Source organism: methanotrophic endosymbiont of Bathymodiolus puteoserpentis (Logatchev) (genome assembly GCF_900128525.1).
GTDB lineage: Bacteria > Pseudomonadota > Gammaproteobacteria > Methylococcales > Methylomonadaceae > Methyloprofundus.
In genome coordinates this window covers 1-4,160 of record NZ_FQTQ01000128.1, presented here as the reverse complement: position 1 = coordinate 4,160, position 4,160 = coordinate 1, and the positions used below count along the sequence as shown (strand labels likewise).

5 protein-coding genes and 1 pseudogene are annotated in these 4,160 nt (G+C 40.2%); 5 read left to right on the top strand and 1 reads right to left on the bottom strand.

The window, feature by feature from the left end:
• Positions 1 to 111 precede the first annotated feature (111 nt).
• The 5 genes from BQ7314_RS10550 (at position 112) to BQ7314_RS10530 (ending at position 3,895) form a co-directional block, all read left to right on the top strand.
• Positions 112 to 318 carry a DUF3144 domain-containing protein gene (locus tag BQ7314_RS10550; protein WP_174483659.1) on the top strand — a complete coding sequence of 69 codons (207 nt, stop codon included), beginning with the start codon at positions 112 to 114 and terminating at the stop codon, positions 316 to 318.
• A gap of 73 nt (positions 319 to 391) precedes the next feature.
• Complete coding sequence (locus BQ7314_RS10545) at positions 392 to 865, top strand: REP-associated tyrosine transposase (RefSeq protein ID WP_174483658.1); 474 nt, start codon at positions 392 to 394, stop codon at positions 863 to 865.
• A 128-nt stretch (positions 866 to 993) separates the two neighbouring features.
• Complete coding sequence (locus tag BQ7314_RS10540; RefSeq protein ID WP_174483657.1) at positions 994 to 1,773, top strand: ABC transporter permease; 780 nt, start codon at positions 994 to 996, stop codon at positions 1,771 to 1,773.
• Positions 1,770 to 3,002, top strand: a complete 1,233-nt coding sequence (locus tag BQ7314_RS10535; RefSeq protein ID WP_174483656.1) for an ABC transporter ATP-binding protein — start codon at positions 1,770 to 1,772, stop codon at positions 3,000 to 3,002. The genes BQ7314_RS10540 and BQ7314_RS10535 overlap by 4 nt, the downstream gene beginning before the upstream one ends.
• Positions 2,999 to 3,895 (top strand): lysophospholipid acyltransferase family protein, encoded by an 897-nt coding sequence (locus BQ7314_RS10530; protein WP_174483655.1) that lies wholly within the window; start codon positions 2,999 to 3,001, stop codon positions 3,893 to 3,895. Before BQ7314_RS10535 ends, BQ7314_RS10530 begins: the two co-directional genes overlap by 4 nt.
• A 7-nt stretch (positions 3,896 to 3,902) precedes the next feature.
• On the opposite strand, the pseudogene BQ7314_RS10525 reads toward BQ7314_RS10530, so the two are convergent.
• Positions 3,903 to 4,160: pseudogene (locus tag BQ7314_RS10525) on the bottom strand (type III PLP-dependent enzyme domain-containing protein); the annotation flags it as partial.

The window sequence follows — 4,160 nt, the reverse complement described above, 5'->3', positions numbered from 1 at the left end:
CAATTTATAGCTTTAGCAGGATAGTTATGCCTGAAGACAAGGCGCTCTTCGCTTTCACTAGTTCTTGCGACAGAACCTTTAGCGAATCAATTTATTCAATTGGCCAACAAAATGAAAGAGGAAGGGAGTCCTATTGCAATGATTAACGCTTCCTTAATGTCTGCATCAGGTGTATATGCAACGTATACCGCCGTAGGTGGGGATGAGGGGGGCTTGAATGATTCAGGTATTAATGTGGTGGTAAAGGCCTACAAGACTAACTTAAAAAATATTCAAAAGATCAAGCAAGAACAGGCTGCATTAGCTGTAAGCAAGTAATGCTAAGCAGTTAAGATTTAACACTTCAATCACGGCTAGAAGCCGCTTCTACAAAGAAAATTGCTTTTCTGGTATGTATATTAATAAACCACCACCGCACAGTAAAAATTTACGTAAAGGTCGATATTCCTCAGAAAATCAGATTTATTTATTGACCACGGTAACAGAGCAAAGGCGACTTGTGTTTACCGATTTTGCGTTGGCTCGAGAGCTTGTGCATGCGCTGCACTTTCAAGAAACACAACAACGTGTAGAGAGCTTAGCATTTGTTATCATGCCGGATCATTTGCATTGGTTATTTGCTTTGCGTGCTGATTATTCATTAGCGACAGTGATGCATAGTGTTAAGAGTTATTCGGCGCAGAAGATACAGAAGGCGAGTTCATTTAAAAAGGGGCGTTTGTGGCAGCCTGGATACCATGATCATGCATTGCGTAAAGAAGAGGATGTTGTGCAGGTAGCGCGTTATATTATTGCTAATCCTTTGCGTGCTAGTTTGGTGGAGCGAGTGGGGGATTATCCGTTGTGGGATGCGGTGTGGTTGTGAGTTTATTGTTTATTGTTTAATCGCGGCTGGAAGCCGCTCCCACAGAAGTCGCTTCCAGGTGGGAGCGGCTTCTAGCCGCGATTTTTAATTAACAAAAATAACCATCCATAGGAAAAAATTTGTTTAATTTGAATCAATACTTAAATCATTTACATGTGCTTCGGCTGTTGGTACAGCGTGAATTAAGTAGTCGCTACAAGGGCACTATTATCGGTATTTTATGGTTGTTTTTGCAACCCTTAATTATGGTGATTGTGTATTCCTTTGTTTTCTCTGTGATTATGAAGGTAAGAATCCCGGGAATGGATAGCTCTTATCACTTTGCTTTGTATTTAATGGCGGCGATGATGCCATTTTTTGCTTTTCAGGAAGCCCTTATATCAGCAAGTAATTCTTTATTTGCCAACAGCTCTTTATTGCATAAATCAACACTACCGGCTATCCTTTTGCCTTTAGTGCCTATGCTTGCGACTGTTATCACTGAAACTATTGCTTTGGTGATTATTGTTATAGCTGCTTATCTATTATTAGATCAAGTGTCATATTATCTTTTGTTATTGCCTTTTTTGGTTTTAATTCGCTTGTGTCTTAGCCTCGCTTTGGGCTATGTGCTTGCTATTATGTCTGTCTTTGTTCAAGATTTACGTCAAGCATTGGGTTTAATTTTAACGGTCATATTATTTATAACACCAATTTTTTATCCGGTAGATATGATTCCTACTGAGCTTATACCGGTTAATAACTTAAACCCTTTATATCATTTGCTTGATGCTTATCGAGCGATCATTATACGCGCTGAATTGCCGGGTATCGGCTTGCTTTATATGGCTGGTTTTTCAATTTTGCTGTTATGTGCGAGTGTTTATTTTTTCCAAAAAACAATTGAACGTGCTAAGGAATTTATATGAGTGCTTTAATTGCTAAAGATTTAGGTAAAATGTATAGGCGCTATCATCAGCCGATTGATAGCCTGAAAGAATTGATCTTTAGAAAGCAGTATCACGACCCTTTTTGGGCGCTTAAAGAGGTTAATTTTCGTTGTGAAGCTGGCGAAGTTTTAGGGGTAGTGGGAGATAATGGTGCGGGTAAAAGCACTTTATTAAAGTTATTGTCTGGCACGATGCGGCCGACAGAAGGTGAGTTAATCGTTAATGGGCGTGTGTCCGCTATATTAGAATTAGGCTCGGGTTTTCATGCAGAGTATACGGGCCTAGAAAATATTCATTTAGGTTGTGCTGTGTTAGGTCTTAATGCAGCACAGATTGAGGCTAAAGTCGATGAAATTATAGATTTTTCTGAATTAGGTGACTTTGTTTATCAGCCGGTAAAAAGCTATTCATCAGGTATGTTTGTACGTTTGGCTTTTTCTGTCGTGACATCGGTTGATCCTGATATTTTGATCGTCGATGAGGCTTTGTCAGTCGGAGATCAGCATTTTCAGAAAAAAAGTATGGATCGTATGATGGCTTTTAAAGAGCAAGGAAAGTCACTGGTTTTTTGTTCTCACAGCCTTTATCATGTCAAAGAGCTATGCAAACGAGCTATCTGGCTAGATAAAGGTGTTATTCAAGCGCAGGGTGAAAGTGGTGACGTGATAGACCAGTATAATGATCATGTACGTATGCAAAATCGTGTTGCTGTTGCTGTTTCTGTGCCTAAGCATAAGCCAGTCGAAACGAAAGCAAGAGATAAAAATAATACACAGTTGACGGCTTATTTAAGCCAGGCAACCTTGCTTAATGCCCAGTTTGATAGTTCGGGTATTGCCGTGTATCGAACAGGCGATAAATTTCAGGTACAGGTTCTGGCACATAAGCAAGCTAGCTTGGCTTTAGAGGATGTGCATATTGGTATTATTATTAAGCGCAATGATGGTGTGCAGTGCTTTGGTGTGAGTACGGTGCTTGATGGTATATCATTATTTACTAGGCAGGATGATAATGATTTAGGGGTGGTTTATGAAATTCCTGAGCTAAGTTTATTGTCTGGTCAGTATAGTTTAGAGCTTTGGTTAATTGATACGACCAGTGCGCATGTGTATGATTCTATGCAAAGTTGTTGTGACTTTAAGGTGAGACAGCCCAATACTGAAGTGGGGGTCGCTTATTTGCCACATCAATGGTCTGCGCCGCTATGAATTTAGGCATTAAATATCATTTTTTATTGCCTCTACTGGCGCGGTTACCACAAAAATTAGCCTATCGCTTGGTTAGTCTTTATGGACGCTTGTCAATTCAAAATCATTTGGATGAGCGACGAGTCATTATTGAACAAATGCGGTCTGTATTTGTGCAATTACCACATGCCGAATTGGAGCGTATTGCTGATTACTTCTTGTGCATGGTGGAACGAGAGGCATTGGATACCTGGTTTTTTAAAACCTGCAAGACACCACAGCAAGTTCAACAGTTTATTCAATTAGAAAATTTTCATTATATTGCGGACGCACGGAAAGCGGGACGCAGAGTCATTATTAGCAGTGGTCATTTTGGGCGTTTTTGGATGGCTGGAGTTGGAATGCGTGCGCAAGGGGTTTCTGTGGGTACTATCACTCGGGATGGTGGTAAAACCAATGAGCATGGGTTACCTGAAGCTGAATATCAATATAGGTTAAAAAAATTAGCGTGGCTACAAGAATGTTTTGGTGGGCCATTTTTAGTGGAAGGTGATTTGATTAGGCCGATTTACCCTGCTTTAGATGAGCATGTTATGGGCTTATTTATTGATGTACCGTATGTTGGTGATAAAAATGGTTGTGTTACCTTGCCCTTTTTAGGGAAGCAGACACGATTCCCATTGGGGCCAGCAAAATTAGCAAAACGAGCGAAAGCTTTAATTGTTCCTTTTTATGTTTTTGAATCACGAGCTGGACTACGTACTGTTTTTTATCCACCGATTGATGTTGAATTATTAACGGAAGAGGATATTATGCAGCGCTTGGTCGCTTTGTTAGAGGCACAGATACGCGAATTCCCTGAGCAATGGTGGCTATGGCAAGCATTACCTTTGATGCGCCAGCCGTCAATATAATATTTCGTTAGAAAGTATAAGTCGAAAAAATATCGTCTAATGTCTCGCGGCGGCGAATCATCTCAATTTTTTCTTGAGCATCTATTGATATGATGGGGGGGGCAAAGTTAATAAAGGGAGGGCGTAAGACATTGGTATAGGCACCCACATTATTGAACACAATATGGTCATTGACTCCTAATTTACCTGTGTAATTATCATATAAGCAGTCGTTTTCCATGCAGGTTGAGCCAACAATATTAAATATACCTTGGCGTGGCTTGCT

What these genes read in the sequence shown, in the direction of transcription:
- BQ7314_RS10550 (WP_174483659.1), top strand. Translation starts at nt 112, where the DNA reads ATGAAAGAGGAAGGGAGTCCTATTGCAATGATTAACGCTTCCTTAATG.
- BQ7314_RS10545 (WP_174483658.1), top strand. Translation starts at nt 392, where the DNA reads ATGTATATTAATAAACCACCACCGCACAGTAAAAATTTACGTAAAGGT.
- BQ7314_RS10535 (WP_174483656.1), top strand. Translation starts at nt 1,770, where the DNA reads ATGAGTGCTTTAATTGCTAAAGATTTAGGTAAAATGTATAGGCGCTAT.
- BQ7314_RS10530 (WP_174483655.1), top strand. Translation starts at nt 2,999, where the DNA reads ATGAATTTAGGCATTAAATATCATTTTTTATTGCCTCTACTGGCGCGG.